Source organism: Pseudoalteromonas sp. SWYJ118, from assembly GCF_015864505.1.
Lineage (GTDB): Bacteria > Pseudomonadota > Gammaproteobacteria > Enterobacterales > Alteromonadaceae > Pseudoalteromonas > Pseudoalteromonas arctica.
Genome location: NZ_JADYXC010000005.1, coordinates 79,300 through 103,520 on the forward strand (window position 1 = coordinate 79,300; position 24,221 = coordinate 103,520).

General features: G+C 38.3%; 14 protein-coding genes. 3 read left to right on the plus strand and 11 right to left on the minus strand.

What is annotated here, in order from left to right; genetic code table 11:
* Positions 1 to 2: 2 nt before the first annotated feature.
* Genes I6F48_RS07415 through I6F48_RS07425 form a run of 3 tightly spaced genes read right to left on the minus strand, consistent with a single transcriptional unit; the run spans position 3 to position 3,625 of the window.
* A complete protein-coding gene (locus tag I6F48_RS07415) occupies positions 3 to 1,085 on the minus strand; it encodes a glycoside hydrolase family 117 protein (RefSeq protein WP_165727475.1) in 1,083 nt (360 codons plus the stop codon).
* Positions 1,086 to 1,094: 9 nt separating this feature from the next.
* The gene (locus tag I6F48_RS07420) at positions 1,095 to 2,033 is read right to left on the minus strand and encodes a sugar kinase (RefSeq protein WP_165727474.1); all 939 of its coding nucleotides are present in this window, start codon (positions 2,031 to 2,033) and stop codon (positions 1,095 to 1,097) included.
* Positions 2,030 to 3,625, minus strand: a complete 1,596-nt coding sequence (locus tag I6F48_RS07425; RefSeq protein WP_165727473.1) for an MFS transporter — start codon at positions 3,623 to 3,625, stop codon at positions 2,030 to 2,032. Before I6F48_RS07425 ends, I6F48_RS07420 begins: the two co-directional genes overlap by 4 nt.
* A gap of 326 nt (positions 3,626 to 3,951) precedes the next feature.
* Here I6F48_RS07425 and I6F48_RS07430 point away from each other — a divergent pair, with 326 nt between their 5' ends.
* The gene (locus I6F48_RS07430) at positions 3,952 to 6,291 is read left to right on the plus strand and encodes an agarase (RefSeq protein WP_197119164.1); all 2,340 of its coding nucleotides are present in this window, start codon (positions 3,952 to 3,954) and stop codon (positions 6,289 to 6,291) included.
* A 171-nt stretch (positions 6,292 to 6,462) separates the two neighbouring features.
* On the plus strand, positions 6,463 to 7,077 hold the full coding sequence (locus I6F48_RS07435; RefSeq protein ID WP_149605600.1) for a GntR family transcriptional regulator: 615 nt from the start codon (positions 6,463 to 6,465) through the stop codon (positions 7,075 to 7,077).
* Between the two features lie 291 nt (positions 7,078 to 7,368).
* Here the strand turns inward: I6F48_RS07435 and pbpC are convergent, their stop codons facing one another.
* The 8 genes from pbpC to I6F48_RS07475 form a co-directional block, all read right to left on the minus strand.
* Positions 7,369 to 9,741 (minus strand): penicillin-binding protein 1C, encoded by a 2,373-nt coding sequence (pbpC, locus tag I6F48_RS07440; RefSeq protein ID WP_197119165.1) that lies wholly within the window; start codon positions 9,739 to 9,741, stop codon positions 7,369 to 7,371.
* Positions 9,722 to 15,646, minus strand: a complete 5,925-nt coding sequence (locus I6F48_RS07445) for an alpha-2-macroglobulin family protein (protein ID WP_197119166.1) — start codon at positions 15,644 to 15,646, stop codon at positions 9,722 to 9,724. The genes pbpC and I6F48_RS07445 overlap by 20 nt, the downstream gene beginning before the upstream one ends.
* 64 nt (positions 15,647 to 15,710) lie before the next feature.
* Positions 15,711 to 16,304 (minus strand): DUF1287 domain-containing protein, encoded by a 594-nt coding sequence (locus I6F48_RS07450; protein ID WP_165740628.1) that lies wholly within the window; start codon positions 16,302 to 16,304, stop codon positions 15,711 to 15,713.
* Positions 16,305 to 16,331: 27 nt separating this feature from the next.
* On the minus strand, positions 16,332 to 16,811 hold the full coding sequence (locus tag I6F48_RS07455) for a hypothetical protein (protein ID WP_197119167.1): 480 nt from the start codon (positions 16,809 to 16,811) through the stop codon (positions 16,332 to 16,334).
* 221 nt (positions 16,812 to 17,032) lie between these two features.
* Positions 17,033 to 17,755, minus strand: a complete 723-nt coding sequence (locus I6F48_RS07460) for a SapC family protein (protein ID WP_197119168.1) — start codon at positions 17,753 to 17,755, stop codon at positions 17,033 to 17,035.
* Between the two features lie 23 nt (positions 17,756 to 17,778).
* A complete protein-coding gene (locus I6F48_RS07465; protein ID WP_197119169.1) occupies positions 17,779 to 19,332 on the minus strand; it encodes a tryptophan halogenase family protein in 1,554 nt (517 codons plus the stop codon).
* 80 nt (positions 19,333 to 19,412) lie between these two features.
* Complete coding sequence (locus tag I6F48_RS07470) at positions 19,413 to 22,184, minus strand: TonB-dependent receptor (RefSeq protein ID WP_197119170.1); 2,772 nt, start codon at positions 22,182 to 22,184, stop codon at positions 19,413 to 19,415.
* 251 nt (positions 22,185 to 22,435) lie between these two features.
* Positions 22,436 to 23,203 carry an IclR family transcriptional regulator gene (locus I6F48_RS07475; RefSeq protein ID WP_165727465.1) on the minus strand — a complete coding sequence of 256 codons (768 nt, stop codon included), beginning with the start codon at positions 23,201 to 23,203 and terminating at the stop codon, positions 22,436 to 22,438.
* Positions 23,204 to 23,438: 235 nt separating this feature from the next.
* On the opposite strand from I6F48_RS07475, the gene I6F48_RS07480 reads away from it, so the two are divergent.
* Complete coding sequence (locus I6F48_RS07480; RefSeq protein WP_007378079.1) at positions 23,439 to 24,212, plus strand: phytanoyl-CoA dioxygenase family protein; 774 nt, start codon at positions 23,439 to 23,441, stop codon at positions 24,210 to 24,212.
* Positions 24,213 to 24,221 lie beyond the last annotated feature (9 nt).

A 24,221-nucleotide genomic window follows, 5' to 3' on the forward strand; every position in this document is an offset into this window, starting at 1 on the left:
CCCTAGTTACTGTTTTGAAAGGTACCGGCGTCGAGCACTTGCTTACGAGGAGTAAACCGACAAATATAGTTCCAGTTCCAACTGGCATCGTATTTATGGCACAATCCCCAGCTAATTCCAGGTGCTGGATTTTGCTCAAACCCTTGCGCTGGTCGATATAAGCCTATCGCTTCTGGACCGCCTTTTATATGCGCCATAATTTCAAAATTAATACCGTCCTGAGCAAATTGAATGGTGTTTTTTTCAGGGCCATCGGTTGTTAGCAAACTAGCAATACCCCCTTTATAATTCCAAACAACGACCTCATGACCACTATTTGAAATAGGGTTATAAGGCGATTTAACATAAGGACCTAATACATCATCAGCAATAGCAACACCGTGTTTTATTTCACGACCACCAAAGTTCATTCCTTCACCTTGGGTTTCGCCTTTGTAGTACAAGTAAAATTTATTATTAAAAAATACTAAACATGGGTCGTGTACTTTATGACTATCAAAACTACCTTTAGCTGTTACGGCAAAACGACTGTCTTCATCACCAAGCCATTTACCATCTTTGCTTGGGCTTACAATCGGTTTTGGTGATTTTATCCACGGCCCAAATGCAGATTCAGAGTGAGCTATTGCAATATGTTCGTACTGACGATTTGTATAAGGTGTTTGTACTGTTTGATAAACCAAATAATAATGACCTTGGTGTTCAAACACTTCAGGCGTAAAAATTGCTCTGTCGTCGTAATCACCTGGTTTACCTGGGCTTACAGCTAAGCCTTGTTCTTGCCATGTAATACTGTCTTTTGAGGTCGCATGCCAAACTTGCGTTAAATCCCATGGAAATACTTTGTCATTCGGATTAGTAGAGTTAAAACCAACCGTTTCCCCCTCACCTTTGGTGTACCAACAATGGTAAACACCATCAATGTATAAAACAGATGAAGGATCGCGACGTATAACCCCTTCTTCATAGGCAAAATCACCCAGCAACGGTTCTATATCAAATTCTGTAAGCCACTGCGGGCCATATTTATCGTAGCCACGCTCTATTGCACGCTTACTTGCTAAACTTAATTTTTTATCAGACATGTTAATTCCTTACTTACCTAGGCTTATATTTAGCGACTGGTATACGTCAAGAGGTAAAATAGCGCCTTGATGCTGCACAACTTGTGAGGCAACACTGTCAGCCATTTCTAATGCATTTTGAGGGTTTTGTGCGCACATTCTGGCGGCTAAGTAGGTTCCGGCAAATGAGTCACCTGCCGCTGTACTATCAACTTGCTTTGCAGCGGGTGTAAACGGACATGACGCTTTAAGATCATCTTTGCAATAAACCTGCATCCCGGCACTACCAGCTTTAATAACAATTTCGTCGATATCAAATTGTGTACAGTACTGAACAATCTCTTCAATGCTTGAATGACCGAATAACACACGGTGATCATCAAGACCTGGTAAAACTACATTACTAAGCGCATAAGCACGCTCTAGCCATTCAATAGCGTGGCTTTTTGATTGCCACATACGCGCGCGATAATTAGGGTCGAACGCAATTGTGCAGCCTTGTTTTTTAAGAGCAGCTAATAATGTGAGTAAACCTTGTTTAGATTCATCATCTAAAATACCTAAACTAATGCCACTGAAAAACACCCAGTCTGATTCTTTCAAACCTAAATTAAATGGCTTTTGAGTATATAAACTCATCATATGCTTCGCTGCTGATTGATTACGCCAATAATCAAAGCTTCGCTCACCATCAGCATCCGTTGAAATAGCGTAAATACCCACGTTATAGTCTGCTGTTGTAATCACGTTTTGTGTATTAATACCTTCTTGTTGCCAACATTTGAGCATATTGGCACTCAGTACGTCGCTACCTACAGCTGTAAATAGCGCGCAATTTAGTGTGTTAGCAAAACGCTTTGCATACACAAGAGCATTGTAAGTATCGCCCGCAAATGACTGCTTGCATTCGCTAATACCTGTTGGTACTAGCTCAACCATACATTCGCCAATAGCGAGTAAAGTACTCACACACCCTCCTGTACTTTTTTAGTGTGTAGGCCTTCTAGGTAGACTTCAATTTCTTCTATCGATTTATTTTTAGTCTCTGGCATAAACTTAAATAACAATGCAAAGCCGGCTACACCCGATACGGTATAAAGTAAAAAGATGTTTGCAGCGCCTAAATTACTTAGCTGCCATGGGAAAAACTGCTGAACAAAATAGCTAATTACACTGGCTATAAATGCAAAGGTAGGAATGGCCACACCTCGAATACGAGTCGGGAATATTTCAGAAAATATTACCCACATAATTGGCCCAATCGAAAAGTGAAAGGCTGCAATAAAGCCCGCTATACCAAATGATATAAGTGGCGCGTTTATAGTTGCTGCGCGTGAAATTAAATCGCTTTCAAATAATTGCTGTTGCGAAGCTGTAAGTACGCTCGCTAAAGCCTGCTTAAATTCAATATCACTGTGATACACGGTACCAATTATGTGCTCCAGTCCTGTAATAGAGTTTAACGCTGAAAACGAGGTTATATCTTCAGCCGACAAACTATATTCTGCCTGGCTAAAGCCTAAATAACACATAAACAAACTAATTGTTGCAGCTGCTAATCCCCAAATAACAAGGGGTCTGCGCCCTAACTTATCTATCAAAGCAATAGCTACCACAGTAAATACAATACTGACTAAACCAATTAAAACAGCGTTAAAAAAAGCAGCATCAGTGCCGACTCCCAGTTGTTCAAACACCGTTGGAGCATAAAACATTATGGCGTTAATCCCCGTCACTTGCTGCACAATAGCAATAGTAAAAGCAATAATGACAGCTGTGCGAACACGACTTTCGAGTAGTTGTTTAAATGAAGAAAAATACCCACCTGTTTCGCTGTAATCAACCAAGCTCTCTTTAATACTCTTAAGTTGCTCTTGGGCCAATTCAGTATTTTTATTTAAACGATGCAAGATAGTTATAGCGCGTGTTTCGTTGCCTTTCATAACTAACCAACGCGGGCTTTGGGGAATAGTAAATAATAATAAAAACCATAAAATAGCAGGAATAATCTCAACGCCTAGCATCCAGCGCCATAAATTATCTTGTACATTCCACTGTGTTACCCACTCAAAATTACTGTGAGCTAAATCAACAAGTAAGTAGTTAGCAAAATACGCTGCGGATAATCCAACAACAATATTTATTTGAATCATAGACACTAATTTACCACGGTACTTAGACGGTGCAACTTCACCTATATACATAGCAGCGACCGATAAAGACGTGAATGCTAATCCACCTATAAAACGAGCAGTAACTAATAGCTCGTAACTTGGCGCGAAAACCGATGCAATTGCCGACAGTATGTATATAAACGCAATGCCTATTAAGGTATTTTTTCGGCCAAACATATTGCATATGTAACCGGTAATGACTAAAGCAAATAGCACACCAAAACCAGGCGCACTTACTACAGTGCCTATTTGGATGTCAGATAAATTAAATTCTGCAGATACAAAACGAACCGTACCTGAAATAAGAGCAGCGTCTAATCCAAAAATAAAGCCACCAAAGGCGACGATAAATGCAAAGAAAAACACATTACGTTTGCTACCATTCATACTTCTATCCAACTTTGTTGTTATCATTGTGTGTTGCTTTATATAGAGAATAAAGCGAGTGCTAGTGTCAAAACCCAACATTGTTAACAATTAACCATGAGTAATAACTTCGAGACTATTTCAAAATTAACGCACTTGCAACATCTATTTTAAGAAATCATGCTTTAACTTAAACTCTTTTACAATTAACATTAAAAATTAGTTAAACAAAATCAAAAGTTTATTATAAATAACACATAAAAACAAAAATTGCATATTGTCAACAATATTCAATTTGGTTTTTTTGTTGTATGGTATGTTAAATTGTAATTAAAGGTTGAACAGCAATGAAATATAAAAAGAACATACTACTCACATCGCTCTTACTTGCGCTAAGTGCCTGTAACCAACAAGAAATCAAGGTTGAAAAACCAACCAATGAGCCTACAGAGGTTAATTCAGCAGATACATTAATGTATTTATTTGCTGATGCTGCACACACACAGCTAACCCCAGTTCAATACAAAAGTAATGCAGCCACTGTAAAGGCAGAAAACTCTGTATTAGATGTGACATTTCAATCTAAGAAAAATTCGTACGCTAGTATTGTTTTTTCACCGGAAAAACCTTGGGATTGGAGTGAATTTAGTGATTTTAATCTTGCCTTTGAATTGGCAAACCCAGGAACACACTCTGTACAAATCTATTTAGATATCTCCGATATTGACGGTGCTAACTATACGCGTAGCGTTAATGTGCCGGTAGGTGGATACAACACGTATTACGCAAAACTTGACGGCCACGACCTTGCAACGCCCGATGGCAAAGAAAATGTAGAACTTAACTTTACCTCAGGACTTCGTTCAAACCCTGATACATGGGAGTCTGATGAGGTACAGTTTATTTCTATGTGGGGTAAAAAAAATCTTAACTTAAAAGGCATCGCTAAAATAGCAATTAGCGTGCAAAGTACATTGCATGACAAAGAGCTGGCAATAAAATCTATTTCACTTCGTAAAAACCCTCAATTTAATACTGCTTTTTTAACCAAAATTGTTGATGAATTTGGCCAAAATGCCAAACAAGAATTTTCAGGGAAGGTACATTCAGAAGCCGAGCTATTGAGCGACAAAAAACAAGAAGCAGCACAGTTACTTTCTAAACGCCCTACTAATCGCTCACGCTTTGGTGGCTGGGCAGAAGGTCCAAAATTAGAAGCTACTGGTTATTTTAGAACGGCTAAATATAATGATAAATGGTCATTAGTCGACCCTGATGGCTATTTATACCTTGCAACCGGTATTGATATCATTCGTCTTGCAAACTCAACCACACTAACTGGTTACGATTTTGATCAAGCATTATTGGCAAAACCAGCGGATGCAGGGGTAACACCTGAGGATTCAAAAGGGTTAAACCAAGTAAATAAAGAAGCGCTTAAAAGCCGCTTTGTAGCGTCACAAGTGCGTAAAAATTTATTTGAATGGCTACCTGATTATAATGAGCCTCTAGGTAAACATTTTGGCTATCGTAAAAGTGCGCATTCGGGTCCGTTAGAACACGGCGAAACATATAGCTTTTACGCAGCTAATTTAGAACGTAAATATGGTCAAAATAATGCAGATTACATGCAAAAATGGCGAGAAGTTACCCTCGATAGAATGATCACATGGGGCTTTAGCTCACTGGGTAATTGGACTGATCCGAGTTATTACGATAATCAAAAAGTGCCCTACTTTGCCAATGGTTGGATTATAGGTGATTTTAAAACCGTATCAAGCGGAAGCGATTTTTGGGGAGCCATGCCGGATGTATTCGACCCTGAATTTACAGTGCGTGCTAACGAAACCGTTAGTGTTGTTGCAAAAGAAGTTAAAAATTCGCCTTGGGCAGTAGGCGTATTTATTGATAACGAAAAAAGCTTTGGCCGCCCTGATTCCGTTAAAAGCCATTATGGTATTGTTATTAATACCTTAGGCCGTGATGCTAAAACAGTGCCTACTAAAGCTGAATTTTCTCGTTTAATGAAAGAAAAATATACCGATGTCGCTAAGCTTAACAAAGTATGGCACTTAAACCTTGCCTCATGGGTTGAGTTTGACAAAGGTGTAACGGTTGATATTAAAAACGAAGAACAACTGAGTGATTTTGCTATTTTACTTACAGCCTATGCCGACAAGTATTTTAGTGTTGTAGATGCTGCTATGGATAAATACCTGCCAAATCATATGTATTTAGGTGCACGTTTTCCGGATTGGGGCATGCCGATCGAAGTGGTTAAAGCATCTGCTAAGTATGTAGATGTAATAAGCTTTAATGCATACAAAGAAGGCTTAAGAGAAGATAAATGGGCATTTTTATCACAATTTGATAAACCAGCAATTATTGGCGAATTTCATATTGGCGCATCTGACTCGGGTTTGTTTCACCCTGGGTTAATACATGCAGCTAACCAGCAAGACAGAGCAAAAATGTATACAGATTACATGAACTCAGTCATCGACAACCCTTACTTTATTGGCGCACATTGGTTTCAATATATCGACTCGCCAATTACTGGTAGAGCCTACGATGGCGAAAACTATAACGTTGGCTTTATTAGCGTTACAGATCGCCCCTATACTGAAATGGTTGAAGCAGCTAAAGCAATGAATGAGTCTATGTATGAACGACGTTTTAAAAAATAATCGTAAATACAGCCATTAATTGTACATTTATTGGTCTATTGTAATGTGTTGACAATAGACCATTCCACTTTTTTTATATACACTGAGATAAGTACATGATCTTGACTAAATTAACAAAGCTTATTAATTAATGTTAGGGTCAGATAAAGTTAATCAAATTTAGGAATAAATATGGCTGGTAACAGAGCAACTAAAATTTTATCTGTAAAAGATCAAATAGCTGAGCAATTACGCTCAGATATAATCTCTGGTGAAATGCCACCACAAACTAAGTTAAATGAAAAAGAGCTGGCAGAGCGATTTGGTCTTTCTCGCGGCCCTATTCGCGATGTAATTTTACAGCTTACAAAAGAAGGTTTACTTATTTCTCGCAATAACTGTGGTGCGTCTGTAAATAGTGTTTTAGAGCCTAAATTACAACGCTTAATGATAAAACTTCGCCGTAGTATTGAAGAGTACGCAATCACTGAATTAAACGGTAATTTAACTGATCAAAACATTGCTGAACTAGAAGGCATTTTAGCATCTTTAGAAGACGCGCTCGATAGAGAAGATTATACCGAAGTAACTAAAATTGATATTTCGTTTCATCAGTATTTAATATACCAAGCTGGTGGCGAAGAACTTGTTAATATTTGGTACCCGTACGTAATGCGTATGCGCTTAAACTATAAGCGAATTACTTCAAGTTCTGAATGTGTAAACGAGCACCGCGCTATTTTAGAAGCACTTAAAGCTCAAGATAGCGCCGCAGCAGTTAAAGCAGTAAAACATAATATTAAGTAACGTACTTTCGAAGTCATTTTGATACTCCGCTATATAAACTAGCGGCTATGAAGTCATAAGGGCGTGTTGATCTTTGTAGATTGAAATTTTTTCAATCTAGGAGCCGATTTAATCGCGGCCCGAGATTTGTAGTCTAGTGGGCTACCGAGCAAAAGCTCCGCGTCCAGCTCACGCCCTTACCATCATCCACATCCATGTAGGTAAGAAAGAGTAAATCGCTCTCGTTTATATAAATTTCAGTTATAAAAAACTACCCTTTATTTATTACATTAAATGCATGAACACTCAATATCACTGAACGAGCTTTACACGCATTGAAACTGATGCGCTACGCCCTAAATTATCAACCACTCTTACGTCAAATTCGCCTACTTGCGGGTGCCAGAAAAAAGGCGTATCTCGCTCTACTTTACCAACAAAGCTGTTATCTACAAACCAATATAAAATACGTGAATCTGTATCTGTGATTGCGCTAAAAGGCAGGCCTTCTTGCTTCAACTTACTGGCTCTTATCGTGTAGCTAATTAAATTACTCGGGGATGTAATACTCGGTGCTGAGCCTCGTGTACTCGTGTCATTAATTAAGCATGAATCTAAATAAGGTGGAGGCTGGCGTTTAACAATGCCTGCTTGTTTAAATAATCTGACTAAGTCAGATGGCCAAAATTCATAAACTGCTTTTGTCGTTGTAGATTCATCATACTGACAAGCACGTAATCCAGATGCTTTATCAATATAAATTTCACGATGTACATCCGATACTTTAATTGGCGACTTACCTGGAATAAAAAGCCCTTTTTCTGTTTTAGGGCAATGCACATTAGGTAAATCACCTGTTGTTGAACAAATATCTACTTCTGTAATATTTAAACCACCTGGCTTTATATTGCCTTTGATTAAGCCGTAACTATCTAATGAACGTATTATTTCAAAAAATAAAGGCGCGGCTGCTTGTCGCCCAATAAAAGATGGGTGCCCTTCTCCTGAAAAATTACCAACCCATGTAGCTAAAACATACGGGCCAACAATACCTACTGACCATGCATCACGAAAAGCAAATGAAGTACCGGTTTTCCAATATACAGGGTATGCCTGCCTTCTTTCTTTTTGAAATGAGATCTCATCAACTGCACTGTTTTTACTTAGCATTTGTAAAGTCAGGTAGGCGGCCTCTGGGCTGATGAGTTGCTTGATATGTTTGTTTGGGTTGTTTTGGTTAATAGCAATGGCGTCTTTTTTTAATATAACTTCATCCTTATACACCCCTAAATTAGCTAACATAGCGTATAACTTAACGAGCTCTAGCATCGTTACTTCACTGCCGCCCAGCGCAAGCGCTAAACCATAAAACTCTTTAGGCTGAAGCTTTTTAACATCGGCTGCAACGAGTAAATCGTATAACCCAACCTTTTGTAAGCGATACATCAAATTAACGGCAGGCACATTACGGCTCAACACGAGCGATTCAGTGGCTGATATAGGACCTAAAAACTGCTGATCGTAGTTCTCTGGTGTATACCCTCCAAAGCGTTTGGGGGCATCTTTTACAAGCGTTAATGGATGAATTAACCCTTCATCTATCGCCAGAGCATAAATGAATGGTTTAAGGGTTGAACCTGGCGACCGTTTAGCCCTTACACCATTTACTTGACCGCTAATGTCATTATTAAAAAAATCAACAGAGCCTAATTCAGCAACGACTTCCATGGTTTTATAATTTAGTAAAATAGCAGACGTATTACTAAGCCCGTCTCTTTGCCTACGATTAATATAATTTTTTGCATGGCGCTGAAGTAAGTTTTGTAAATTAAGGTCTATCGACGTTTTATATTCTCCCGGCTTTAGGTGCGGGTACTCGCTTTGTAAATTATTAATAAAATGTGGGGCTTCAAAAGGTAAGTCTGAAGAGGCATATACCTTTATCGGTAATTGCATAGCTGCTAGCCAATGTTTATCCTCTGGATATTTTTCAAGCCAACGAGTAAACAGTTTTTTTCTTGTTTCTAGCAATACCAATTTAGCCGACTTTTTAATGGGATTTCGTTTGGTTGGGTTTTGCGGAATTAAGCTAAGTAATAATGACTCAGGTAAATTAAGATCAATGGCTGGTTTCTTAAAGTAAATTAAACTGGCTGCACCAACACCTTCAATATTTGATCCATAAGGCGCTAAATTAAAATACGCCTCGAGTATTTGGTTTTTACTGTAGTGTCGCTCAATTTGTAACGCTCGAAGTATTTGTTCTACTTTTCCAAAAATAACATGCGTGTTCATCCCAAAGTGCAACCGGGCTACTTGCATTGTTATTGTTGAGGCACCAACTCGGTGACTTCTTTTAATATAGCTAGTATAAAACGCATTTATTAAAGCAATAAAATCGATACCAATATGCTCATAAAAGTCTTGGTCTTCATACAATAAAGTCGCTTGTTGAACGCTCAAAGGGATTTTATCTATTGGCGTCCATAATCTATATCTATCGTCTGCGGCTAAATTTAAACGAAGTAATTTATCACTGCTATCGTAAAAAGCCGTTGAGTAAGCATTGGGCTGGGTAATATCAGGCTTTGGAGTAAATAAATACAACAGCACTGCAAGCAGTGCTGTTGTAAAAAAAGCCGTTTTTATTATAAAACTAAACTTTTTATTTAGCGGCGGTAACATCGAAACGACCCGATTTTGAGTGCGCTTTAATACTTAAATCATACATAGATTCAGCATAAGCCGATGGCACTACAAAGCTGCCAGATGCAGTAGCCTTAACTTTGTAAGTCAGCTCAGTCATGCTATCGCCAAAGCTGCCATACAATATAACGCGATCCTCTCGTATATCTTTATAGTCAGAGGTCCAGCGGTTATAGCTATTGCGAACGCTGTCTCTGAGCACTTCAAAGCCACCAGGTAACAAATCAATAACAGCAACATCCGAAATATTTTTACCCGTTGTACTACGCACTCGTAATACAACGTTTAGCTCTTGACCTTGAACAGCGGTGGTTACAATATTACCTTTATCGTCTTGGTATTCTCTGACAACTTCTAAACCATTACTTAATGACTTTTGTGGCACGTTTGTATCAAAACCAGCTTGGCTCATCATGTAAAATGAGCGAGGTGGCGCTAATACATCAAGCGTTTTAACGTCATTTAAAAACGAGGCTTTAGGATAAGGTGCATAAGTTACGTCTAATGCCTTTTTATCTGCCTTTGTCGTTGTTGCCATTATTTTTACATCTTCAGGCTGAGCTTGTGATAACGCAACTTTTGAGTATGCCGTCATAGCAAGTACAGACCAAGCAGACGACAACGTGTTGTAGTCTCCTTTAAAAATAGGGTCAACTACAGTAAACAAATCATCTTTAGTTAACTGCTTTAAGCGAGCAGGAAAATGTTTTGATAACAAATAAATATACTGTCCGTCGTGAGCTAGACGAGAGTCGTAAGCGCCCCAATTATCGTGTTGCGTATTTTGCCCAATTTTATAGCTATTGATCAGTGCTTGCGCTTTATCGCTTGCACGTAATAGCTGATAAGTTGCGCCCATAAACGCGGACGTTATATCTTGCTGCCATATTTTGCTATTACTCGCATTTACGCTTTTTTCTAAATCAGATAAGTAATTAGTTGTTACCTCACCTTGTCGTGTTAGCAAATAAATAGCATAAGCGCGGTTTCTGTCATTCGTCTCTAAAGATCCGCTCGCTATACTGCGCACACCTTCAAAACCACTGTTCCACATATCATAAGGTATTGCGACGCCCGCTTCTTTTGCATCTAATAAAAAATGCATAACATAAAGAGAAGAATAAATAGATGCACTAGAATTACCCGGCCATAACATAAATCTACCATCAGGTAACTGACGTTGACGAAGGGTGTCTATTAAGTTGTTTATACGCTCATGTTTATAAGATACGTCGCCCATATAACTTGGGTGTTCTAAATAACTCAGCACCGGAAACACACTACTCACCACTTGCTCGGTACACATATGAGGAAAGTTATCTAAATAACTAATAAGACCATCAACAAGGGCTAACGGGCTTTGTGAAGCGGTAATATTATTTTGTGCTAAATTAGGATATAGCTGTCTCGAAACCGCTATTTCTTTTTTACCTGATTCACTAAAGCCACTTTCAAAGCTACTAACAAATGCAACCGCAGGGCGTACACTTAACGTAGCCGTACGTTGGCTAACATTGTCTCCCGACAGCGCAGTAAATGTAATTGATGCAGCGCCAAGCTTGTCGAGCACTTTTACTCTAAACGTTAATGTGTCTTCTGATTTTTCATCAATATTTAGCGTTAGTTTTTTATCACTTATTATTTCAATGTTGCTTGAAGCAAGCGCTTCTACCGTAATTGGCAGTTGTTTACCTGAATCCTCAACGCCATTGGCAATACCAAGTACAATATCAAACTCATCGCCTGGTGCCGCTGTCGTTAATACATTAGGGCTTAATACAAAGGGCCCTTTTACAAGTGTTGTACTTTCTTTAACACCAACACCCTCGTCATTTACGGCAATCGCAATTACACGTACCTGACCTACAAAAGTATCTGGGATAGTGAACGTATGTTTTTTCGTTTTAGCATCAGCCGATAAAATACCAGACCAAAATGCGACTGGTTTTTGTACCTTACGAGAAAACGGGTTAAGTTGCTTGCTCTTGCGGTTCATTGCCATTGATTCAGCATAACCACCACCGGCAGCTGCAAGCTCTTGCACTAGTTTAAATTCAGGTAAAATAAGATCAACAATTTGCATAGTGCTAACTTCTAATGCACGTTTTTGTAAGAAGTGATTTAACGGCTTTGGCGTCCGATAATTCGCCACTTGTAAAATACCTTCATCTACAGCAAATAACAGAACACGTGAAGGTGATTTGGCACTATATGAAATGACTAAATCGTCACCTGGTTTTACTTTATCAGGTATGTTTACGTCAAAATCTATTGCGCGTTTACTACGATCAATCGCAAATGGTTTAACTGCGTAGCTTAATGGGCTTGTAAATATTTCTTTCGATTCAAGGCTTCGAACAAATGAAACATTAACATACGCATTGCCTTCTATTCCTTTAGGTAGCGTTATTGTTTGTATGCTACTTGTTGTTTTACTCTCAAACCATTTAAAAGCGTGTACTTTATTGGTTTCAATTGTAATTAAACCCGAGCCAACATAAGGCGCTACAATACTTATTTCAATTGTTTCGCCCGGTTTGTAATCCGGTTTATTTAATTGCACTTGCAGTTCAGCATTTTTTTCAAGCTTACCCGCTATGTTACCCGTACCGGTTACCGTAAACGATACTCTACTGACGGTATTCCCTTTGCCATCAACGAGTTCTACTAAGTAATCACCTGGCTCAGCAGTGGGTAATTCGTAGTCTGCGCCATCTTCTTTAATGTAAAACGGATTGCTTGATACCTGTTTGTTTTTTCTAACCGATTGGTACTTATAAGTGCCGTTATTTTGTTGCACCAACGTAGATACATATTGTTGTTCTATTAAATTTAACGATAAATCATCACGAGCTACTTGCTCAGTTTCTGAATTAATATTAATAAATTTTACAACACGTTTTGACTCTTTTGATATGTAGCTTAAATCGCCATCGGCTTTATAACCAACTAACTGCTCAACGGGTGAAACAAGCACCGAGCTGCTTGCACGAACACTTTTACCACCGCCTTCTTCATACCCTTGTACTGCAAAATTTAACTGATAAGTACCTGCCTCATAGCGAGTTAAGTCAATATCAAATTCTGCCTTGCCTTGTTCATCAGTTTTGGTTTCGGTTAATGATTCATAACTGTGTCTAATATTTTTTCCTTCACTGTGGGGATCAGAAAACACATAACCTTTGTATTCATTAAAGTAAAAACCAGCTGGAGATAAACGTAAATCAGCAGTAACACGTCTATTTTGAGCGGGTGTACCAAATAAATTTTGAAGGCTCACCAATGCTTTAAATTTTGAGCTGTTTACCCACCCCTTTGCAGATGATTGAGAAAATTGACTACTAATTTTCAATCTATCGGGTACAAACTCTTCAACTTTAAACTGAGTACTGCCTAATTGGTCGCGGCTATTATTATTTTTAATAAGTTGGACCGATACATAATACGTTCCGGTATTGGCGCTATTTTGTGTTTTAAAGTCAAAATCAAGCAATCCATACTTATCTAAGCTCACTCGTTTATTATAAACAGTTGTCCCTTTAGGATCGGTAATTATAAGTTCAAGCGGTATATCGCCCAGTTTTGCAAAATTTTGTTGCTTAACAATCGTGGCAAGTTTAACACTATCGCCTGGTCGATAAATTCCACGGTCAGAAAAAACAAACGCATCTATTTTATTACTACCACTGAGCCCAGAACTTACACCGCCGGTATCAAACCGAGAGTAGTTAACCATTCGAGCATAGCGATTATAAGGAATAAAAGACATGTCACTTTTAGTTTCTACTACAAAAGCAACGGGAGTTTGATCATCAGTAAACCACGTTGTGTTGTCGAAAAATGCGTGCCCCTCAGAATCTGTTTTAGCATTTAAAATAACTAATCCGTTTTTCCCCAATAACGACACCTTCGCTTTTGCTACCGGTTTTCCTGTTTCAATAGATTGGACAAATATATCGCGAGATCCATCTGCATTATTTTTTACCAAAATACCTAAATCAGTAATAAGAATAAGTCGTTTTTCTTGGGGTCCATATACGTAATTATCTTCTGTATTTAACGCTTGAGCATTTATAAAAAATAAGCCTAAACCAACTGACTCATTATACTTACTACTCAAATCAATAGATGAATAGACCGCTTTTTTAGGGTGCTCCGATTTTAAATTAACTTGTCTGGTAAAAATTGAACTTATGTTTTCTTCTGTAAAGTAATAATTATTAAATTCTGGATTAGAAATATCACCACTGGTTTGACTTATAAGGTGGTTAATTTGATTGGCTTCTACCCTACCTACTTTAACTTGAAGTGCGTTTACACCACGGGTCAAAAATGACAATTTATGGTCGCCATTTTTTGATAATATAGACCCCTTAGACATAATATTTACTTGTGTCGGATACGCCGGCGTATCTAAAATAGTGTCGTATTTATTCACCATTGTAAACTCGCCCGTCGACTTTAACCCCTTATCAATCGCGATATAAACTTGTTGATTTTGTGGGGCGTCAAACGTAAAACTGTGTAACTTAGTTGTATCTTGCGCGGTAGGAATCGCATGTAACTTAACTTTTTTAGATTGCTTAAGCACTGCATCAGTTACCTCTCGTGGGCTACTGAAGTACTTATAATTACCTTTTGAATCTTTAGTCGGTAATACGTAAGCAATCGTTTTACTAATAACATCTTGCGACGAAATATCGTCTGTGAAGTCTAAAACAAGTGTTTGTTCGGGCTCCCCTTGCGTATTTTTTACCATCAACACATTGGCAGTATTTACTCTAAAAAAGCTATTTACACTTGGGATCAACACAGCGTCTTTAATCTCTACTGTTGTTTTAGAAGGACCCATAACCGGCTTTACACCGCTATTAAGAACAAAATACAGATAGCTTTCGGTATCTTGAATACGTATTTGCTCTGAAGTAATGTAAATCTCTCGTTGATGTTTGTCGTAAGTAACATCAAATTTATATTGCGCGAGTTCGTTTTTGCCATCTTGATCAAGTGATTGAGTCAGCTTTAAATTATTTTTTATGGTGCTTATATCTGTTGGGTGAGTCGCTTTTAATGTTGCAACCACCTTGTGACTTTTTTTAACGTTAGGATCTTGATAAAAAGCGAGCGAGCTAAGTGTTAGTTCAAAATCGGGAGTTTTAAATACATGCTCATTATCGCTTAGGTGTATATCGCTTTTAAAAATAGATGAATCAAAACGTACTGTATATTCTTGCCCTGCTGACCAATCTTGTTTTGGGATAAATTTAAGCTGGCTTTCACTATTCCAAGACCACTGTCCAATTAGCTCTGGCGTGACTTTAATACCTTTGGGGATCACTTTACCAACAAGCGCAAGCTTTGCGACAGAGTAAGACACTGCATCCGTATTCTCTACATCATCTAAAACAGGAGTAAAATCAATATAAAGCGGTTCAGGGTTTAAAACATCAGATAAAGTGGTAACAGCAGGTGTAGAGTGAGTTGCTTTGTAATTAATTGGCTGTGGTAAGGAAAGGAAAAAACAATAGCCTGCTATAATTAATATCAGCATTAGCACGGCGCTAAAAAATGCTGTTTTGCGCTCTTTAGCAAACCTAAGCACATTATTTATAGCAGTAATTAACCATTTCGGTTTATGCCAAATAATGACACCAAATACATTTAAAATAACAAAAAATGTGGTCAGTAAAACCCACACACTGCCAACTGTTTTTTCGGTTACATTTACGTTGCCAAGTAAGCTTGCAACCAAACTAAACAAACCCGTTCCTATGGCTGACAAAACAATACTCATAAATAAGCTCGCTATTTTGGGAGCGAGTTTACTTTGTTTAAGATTAACCTCTTTTGGGTTAGCCTCTTTTGAATCGGTTTTTGTATTCACGTTCAAAATCCTTTTTCTTTATACTGCATATCAATAAATGAGAGAACTCATACTTATAATCTGATTATTTATATTCTTGTGGGACGAAACGGTAATGCCCCGTAATTTTAAAATCGAAAAGCATGTCGCTTTTTTCAGGTCCTCGACCAATATTATGAACAATTAATGGATTCCCTGTGTCTTTTGCTAACTCATTCACAACCATACCAATATGCGGCAAATTACCTGGCAGCATCCACGTTACAATGTCACCCGTTTTATAGTCGTTCGCGTTACTTGATTTAGTGAGCACTTGACCATGATTTTTAAAGTAAGCCTGTAAGTTTGGCACTCGGCGGTGATCTATATTTTTATCAGGTTTGGTTAAACCCCAAATACGCTTAGAGGGATATAGCTCAAAGCTTTTTAGCATGTCCTCATGCACAAGCTTTTGCAAATCAATACCTAAAAGTCGATATGATCGAATAACTACATCGGTACACACCCCTACATTAGCGGGCACATCGCCACCCGGATAAGTAATAGAGCGATAAGACCCATCGTAGGTAACGTTGTATGTTGTTCTTTCAAGCAGCGCTGCAACAATATCGTCATCAAACGATGCCGCATAGGCATTTACACTAAGTAAGCTCAGTAAAAAAACAGTAAAGCGTGTCATATGCAATCCTTTGAAAATGTTCATTAACTACAACGCTTGAACCACGTGTTCAGGCACGTTTATTTTCTTGCCATTATTTGTAAAGTGCTTATCAAGACCATACGCCATTACTTCAAGTGGCGCAGCTGCATAACCAACCTGCTGAATTTCGGTTATGTAACGCAACATAAAAGCCTCGGCGCCAAGTTCACTCCATTGGGCTACGTGAACAAGTTCATGAAAATGCACAGCTAAATTATCAGCCACGTAAGGAAGCATGTAGTAAGTGTTTTTGTATGTAGTACCAGCCGCATCCATGTCAATAAAATCGCCTAGCCCCATTTCACGCAAAAAAGGAAAGTTAGGTTTGGGTATTTCATCGACAATAACGTAAAAGGCATTTTTTAAAAATTCAGTAGGATAAAACCCAGCAAACTCACTGGCAAATTTTTCACAGCTAATTCTTTGGTTTTTATATTTAATATTTGTTGCATCAATCCATTGTTCTATTTGTTCGAGCATGTCCATTCTCTTAATCATCAATGTTTACTGGCTTGACATTTCCCATTGCGATACAAGCCGATAAGTTAAATGATACCAAAACCAAGGCAAATAATCGAACTCCAAAACCTAAGAAGTGAACACATAATAGTCTCGAGTTGTAATTCATTCCTTATTTCATAGGTATGAGCATTAACTAATTCACACGAACAATCAGTGGGTGTAAGTAACGCTAATTAATAAAAAACTTATTTTAAATCGTGTAACCATTTTACTAATTTTTGAACATGTCCGCTCGAACATATAATTAGATGACAAGCTTGTATGTAACCCATTGAGTGCAGAACGTTTAGTGTTTCTGCAGATAGTTGTTGTAGTGTATCTGCGGCAATAGAATACAAGCCATTGTAGCCTTGTGTTTTGCCATTTGGTTGAGTGATGTTTAGCTGCACTGCTTCAATTAAATCATGTTTTAGTAAGGTATTGATAAACGCGGTTGTGCGTTCGCCGCCGTTCATAAGCTTAATTAGCTGCTCACTCACATTAGTTAGATAAGCAGTTGGCTCTGAATTTTCATCAAATAATTGTACCCCTTCGCTATTACTTACTCTTGGGTGCTGCTCGTTAATTGTAACGGCTAACTGGGTTTGCTCACTATTATTTGAAAGCCTATTACCTACGCCTAGCTTAAATGGTTGTCGCTGAATGTGTAATGGCACGTAAGTAGCTTGCCAGATATCCTTTTGTAAAAATAGATTTTGTCCCTCATCAAAACCGGTTAAAGCAAACAGCTCAAATTGCCCAGTCTGATTATTTTTCATAAAATAGACTGGGTAGTCTAATGCAAGTTGAGAAAGCTCATCGGCAACAACCGGAATGTAGTTTATTACCTCACCGTACTGTGCACCTCGCTCAGTTTTAATGCGAGTGTACTTATGTGTATTTTTATCGAGTAATACTGAGTTTGTCATAGTGTGTCGCTCTTATGTTTTAACTATATTTGCTGCATACCAAATTGATTAATTTGCACTAATAATTCTTTATTTGTAGGTAATTTATTAAGCAATTTTTGGGTGACTTGCTGGTTGTTATTAACAAGCGCAATGGCCTTTTTAAAATAACTTTCTGAGTTGCCATACAGTTCGCTTGAGCCTGTAAACCCCATGCCATACATCACATATTGATAGCTTGCTGCTGGAAACACTTCTTGTGAATGATCAAAGTGGTTATCGCTTGGTGTATGAAATTCCCAAAGTGATAAGTTATCTTTTAAGCTTTGTGGAATAGTATTTTGGCTACAATGTGCTTGCCAAAATGGGCTGTCGGTTCGTTTACTCAACATATAATGCAACTTTAAAAAGTCGATTATTCGCTCCCACCGATAACTAAATGTGCGGTTAAAACGCTGCGCAGTTATATTCATTACATGCCTATTCGCCGGAAATTGCTGGGCAACAAAATTGGCTGATATTTCTACCAATAATAAAGCAGAGGCTTCCAGTGGCTCCAAAAAACCAGCTGAGAGGCCTACTGCGACACAGTTTTTATGCCAAAATTTTTCACGATGTCCTGGTTCGAAACTAAGCTTTTTAACTTTGTATTCGCTTTGCTGATCTTTATTAATATTTAAGTAATCAAATAATTGCTGCTTAGCATCTTCATCACTAATGTGTTTACTAGAGTACACATGCCCTACTCCACGGCGTGTTTGTAACCCTATATCCCAAATCCAGCCAGATGTTTGTGCTGTAGATAAAGTATGCGAGCATATTGGTTCGTCATCTTTGTATGGCATGTGTATGGCAAGCGCACTATCAGCAAATAATACATCTTTACAAGATTTAAACCCCACCCCTAAGTTCTCACCTAGTAATAACGATTTAAAGCCACTGCAATCAATAAATAGATCCCCAGCTATCTCTATTTTATTATTAAGGCTAACGCTTTTAATATCGCCATTTGTGCAATTGTTTACACCGACGACAGTGCCTACAATGTGTTTAACATTAAGATTATTAATGCAGTGGTTTTTTAAGAATGTAGCGAATAAGCCTGCATCCAAGTGATAAGCATAATTTGCTATTGCACTAAATTCGGGTGTGGTGATTTGTTTGGGAGCTAATCCGCTTTCGCATATTGATTGCTGCGCACTTACATACTGGGCAAAAGGAAGTTTTGGCTCGTTTTTAGTTAGCCAACTAGTAGCTAAGTTATGTTCATACATCCCTGTTGGTAGTTCAAGCGGGTGATAGTAATAGTCGTCTTCTTCACCTGTAATCCATTTGGCAAACTTGGCGCCTTGTTTAAACGACACATTACATTTTTTAATAAACTCACTCTCACGTATTCCCATATCTTTAAGGGTTCTTCGCATAGTAGGCCACGTCCCCTCACCTACTCCCACTGTTGGAATATCAGATGACTCTAACAGCGTTATATTTATTTTTTTACTGTGATGCTTTTGTAAATAAGCTGCAATTATTCCTGCACTTAGCCATCCTGCTGTTCCACCGCCAACTATTACTATTGATTTAATATCATCGTTCATAGCAACCTCGTTAGTTAAAAGGCAAAAACGACAGCGCTGAGCTGTCGTTTTGTATTATTTGTCAAAAACTAACTTATCATTTACCATTTAGCACTTAAGCCAATGCTAAAGCGCGGACCATATTGCTCAGCAGATACTAATTGCTCTGCAAAACGACCATGGCGGCGTGTTGTTTCATTAGTTAAATTAAGTGCATCAAAGCTAACACCCAAGGTGTCGTTAATGGTGTAATTAAAACTAAAATCTAGCTGACCGTACGCCTCTGTAAATGTAGGCTCAGTTCCCAAAGACAGTAAGAAATCATCGCGCCAGTTATAGGCTAAACGAACTTGGTAATCATCGTTTTCGTAAAAGCCGACCAAATTACCTGAGTCGCTTAGTCCTGCTAGTGCAATTGTTTGGTCAAAATCATACGGTTTAAACGATTCATCGCTATTAACTATCGTATAATTAGCAACGACGCCAAAGCCTGTATCAGGCACCATGTACTGCGCATTTAATTCCCAACCATCTACTTCACGATTTTGAAGATTATCTGGCGTTGCAATATCAAATTTAACAATCGGGTCTGACGCTTGGCTTAAACATGCTGGGTTAGGTGCATCTGAACTATCAGGACAACCAGGGCGGGGGTTAACACTTGGATCGCGTAACGGCTCGCCATTTACATCATTTAGCGTACCTTGCACTACGCCTGCACCAATGAAGTTTTCAACAAACTTTTTAAAGTAACCAACCGATGCATAGCTTCCGTCGTCTCCATACCACTCAACTGAAAAATCAAAGTTATCTGATGTAATTGGCAATAAGTTAGGGTTACCTTGCGATGCATTAAACGGTCCTTCAGGACGGGCATTAATGGTAGTTGATGGGAACATACCACCAATACCTGCACGGGCTAATGTACGACTATATGAAAAACGAGTTTTAAAGCCGTCATCTAAGTCGGCGCTTATATCAAAGTTTGGTAATATACGTGTATAACCACCTTCAAGCTCCTGCGGTGTTGCTGTTGCAGCAAATACAGGGCGAAGTTCTTCAGCATGACGATAGTTAAAAGCAACAACCCCAGGCTTGACTGAATAACCTGTTACATCGGTGTCTTCGTAGCGCACACCGACATTCATATCAATTGGAATATCGTTAAATTCGGTTTTAAGATCAAATGATACATATATCGCGAGCGTTTGCTCCTCAACCCCATTTGTAGAAATATTTGGCTCAATAAATAATCCTTCATCTCTGACAATATCTACAAAATCGTTGGCACTGTAACGTGGAATAAATGGAAATAGCTGATCCGAACCTGAAAACTCATCAGCAAAGTCACCTTGTTCATCAAAGGTTAGCCCTAGGTTGTCTAGGGGAATATCGACAAATGAAAACTGCTCAGAAAGATAAGTATCAATTTGGTAATCGGTATACATTACACCAAAATTAATAGCGCTGAGTGCCCCACTCTTCAAATTCTCCCATTGTCCACTTGCATGATACTGCTTAATGGTATTTTTCATTTCATAGCCACGGCGCTGATATAAATCAGATACGATATTAGCAGGATCGTATGCACCGCCTGGCAATGTAGAGTCATCGACAGTAATACTCGGAATATCACCCGAAAAGTTAGCACCAATTGATTTAACAGAACCAGGTACATTTTTTAAGTTAGCAATCGTTTCGGCAGTATCTCCATCAGGGTTTGAGTGCGATGTAGAGTTATGAGCGTCAAACGTAAGTTTCAATGAATCGCTGGCTTGCCACGCTAAGTTAAGGCCTAGTGAATCATTTTCTTTTTTTTCGTAGAGTTCCCACGCCCAAAAATTCAACTCATCATTTGCATTTTTAATATCAACTAACGTACCGTTGGCATCAGTTGTACCGGTTGGATTATCGAACCAAAATGCCATTTTATTGGTGTTACTAGTTTCTTCAAAGCGCGATAAAGTGTAATCAAGCGTAGCCGTTAAGTTATCACTTGGAGCATACTGTAAAACCAGCTGCGCATTTTGACGCTCGCGCTTAGTTTCAAATCGCTCCATTTCTGGCGTCCAAGGTACCCAATAAGTACCCGTTGGATTAGCTGTTGTATCAATTGCACTGCTATCTACTCCTGTGGGGTTAGCGCGATTACGTACCCAGCCTTGCGATGTACCTACGCGCTCTCGGCCACTTTCTCGCTCTGAATGCGACAGCGCAAGTAAAACACCAAATGTATCGTCTGCAAATGTTTGGCTAACCATTCCCGAAATTTCAGGTGTTAAATTAGAATCTTCAGAGCTGGTATCTAATATTCCTTTTGCATTAGCAAAGGCTTTAAAGCCATCAAAATCAAACGGCTTTGCTGTATTTATATTAATGGTTGCGCCAATCCCTCCAGAGGCTACATTCGCTTTACCTGTTTTATAAACAGACACACCCGATACACTTTCTGCTGCTATTTCTCTAAAGTTAAAGCTGCGCGAAACCCCCGCTTCTTGCAATACAGAAGAGTTAGGCATTTGGCGGCCATTTAAGGTAACAAGGTTAAAACCTGGACCAAAACCACGGACACTAACTTGGTTGCCTTCATTGTTTGCACGGTCGATTGATACACCACTAATACGTTGCAGCGATTCAGCTAGGTTAGTATCTGGTAACTTACCAATATCTTCAGCTGAAATAGCATCTACCACGCCCGATGAGTCTTGTTTTATTGACGCAGATTTACTTAATGCGCTTCTAATACCAGTTACTTGGATAACTTCAACATCACTTTGTACTGTTGTCTCGTTTTCCTGTGCGGCATAACTTACAGGAGAAGTTATCAGCATTGCTGCGCAAATCGCATTTAATTTAAATTGTGTGTTAGTCATTTTTGCACCTAAATATTGTGTTTATTACGTGTAATCGTTGACGGATTATTTACGGGATGCTTATTGTTACCATAATATTGTTAACAATTAACTTTACAATAAATTAGTTTAGCTAACTAAGTCAAACAAATTGACCATTTATTTTACAGTTAGCGTTGGTTTTTTATTCGACATTGTAAGCAAGCAGTAAAGTACTGAGACTTATGCATGATTGTTGAGCGGGTTGCTTCCTACAAAAGCGCCAGTTGGTATTAGCGCTCTAATAACGAGGTTATTTTTTTGGCGGTATTTTTAAGCTCGCTAATTACACTGTGTTTATTAGCGTGAGTGTTTAGGGTTGAGTCAAAAGAAGAAATGGTCAATGCAGCTATTAAATTTGCATTAGGCTTGCCAATTAAGACACTAAAATCGTGTACTCCGGCGATAAGTGGATTGCTTTGCATTATGTGCCCTTGCACTTTGATTGTGTTTAGCTCATTTAATAATGCTTTATAGGCGTCTTTACTAGCACTGTAAATTTCATCGTGTTCGATAAGCATTTGCCGCACTTCGTCATTACTGTTGGCTAAAAGCAGTTTACCCGCGCTTGAGCTACTAAGTGGAAATAAAGCCCCCTCTGCAATACTCAAATGCATAGGGCTTTTGCTACGCGCTTGCACTACCACCATAGCTTGGCTTTGATAAAGCATACTTAGATGACATGACTGTTCAATATTTACAGCTAGATCTTCCATATGTGGCAAGGCCGATTTTAGTACATTATCCATTGGTGAAATACTTCGCGATAAATTATACAACTTTAATGACAAATGATATCGACCAGAGGTTTCAGAGCGAATTAGATAACCGCGCTTTTCAAGCCCAACAAGTACTCTATAGACTTCGTTAGGTGTTTTTAAAATACCAGCCGCTATCTCACTTTGTGTACAAGGCCTTTTATTTTTTGCTAAAAATTCTAATATATCCAACCCCTTATCTAAAGCAGGAACTGCATATTTAGTTTTTGATTTATCGTTCATTTGTACTTATTTATGCCTTTTAAAATTGATAAACAATACGTTTGTTTATATATAAATTTAAAACTTTTTTTTAGTTTGAAATTTTCAATAATAATTTAAAATCAATAACTTAATAAAACAAAACCCATTCATATATGAATTCTATATTTTTATATAAATTACGCTTGACCTAAATGCTTAACCGAGCAATCATTGTTAACAATATACAACTGTAAGAGAAAATGGAAATATATTTATGTCACACACTTATTTAACACCACAACAAATAGCTGATTTTCACCGTGATGGTTATATTATTGTCAAAAATTACTACAGCGCTGATGAAATTGAGCTATTACAACAAACTGCTTTTAATGACGATACACTCTATGAGCGAGCATGGGACAAAAAAGACGCCGACGGCGCTGTAAGTAAAGTCTGTTTATGGCAAAAAACAGGCGACGATTTATACAGTATGTTTTCTCGCGGTCGTCGTTTAATTGAAGTATGCGAAACACTTATTGGCGAAGAGGTGTACCACACCAGCACTAAAATTATGATGAAAGAACCATTTGTAGGTGGCGCCTGGGAATGGCATCAAGATTTTGGCTACTGGCATCGTGATAACTACATGCTTTATCCAAAATCAATTAGCTGTATGGTCGCCATTAATAAAGCGACGCAAGAAAATGGTTGCTTGCAAGTACTTAAAGGCTCACATCATTTGGGACGATTAGATCACAGTAAAACGGGTGACCAAAAAGGCGCCTGTTTAGAGTTTGTAGAAGAAGCAATGAAGTACCATGAACTTATCAATGTAGAACTTGAACCAGGTGATGTACTGTTTTTCCACTGTAATTTACTGCATAAATCAAATCAAAACCGTGCTGCAGAACCTCGTTGGTCAATGATCAGTGCTTACAATGCGATTAGCAACCAACCATTTAAAGAAAACGAAGCTGTTTATTATCCTTTAAATCGCGTTAACGATGATGCTATTTTAAATTTTAAAGCAAAAGAACGCACTTAAAGTAACCTT